General features: G+C 64.0%; 1 pseudogene. It reads right to left on the minus strand.

The annotated features are described in order from the left end of the window. Positions 1 to 358 (minus strand): annotated as a pseudogene (locus IB235_RS24885) (transposase); the annotation flags it as partial.

A 358-nucleotide genomic window follows, 5' to 3' on the forward strand; every position in this document is an offset into this window, starting at 1 on the left:
GGCGCTTCACTTCCTTGTTCAGGCGCTCGATCGGATTTGTGCTGTGCAACTTTGTGCGATGCTGGCGAGGAAAGGCCATGTAGGCCAGCACATCGTGCTCGCTCGCGTCCATCAGCTCTGCCAGCCTAGGCCAGCGCGGGCGGAGCTGATCGGCGACCTTGCGCCAGGTTTCACCGGCATGGGTGCGGTCGGGCTGGTCGAATGCCTGCCGGATCGCGGCGGCTGCCAAGGGGCCTCGAAGACCCGCGCGATCGCTCCTTTCAGTCCAGAATGGGCATCGCTGATCACCAGCTTCACGCCCTCGAGCCCGCGGGCTTTCAGCGAGCGTAGAAAATCCATCCAGAACGTCTCGGCCTCG

The sequence above is a fragment of the Paracoccus sp. PAR01 genome, from assembly GCF_014851995.1.
In the GTDB taxonomy this organism is placed as follows: Bacteria; Pseudomonadota; Alphaproteobacteria; order Rhodobacterales; family Rhodobacteraceae; genus Paracoccus; species Paracoccus litorisediminis.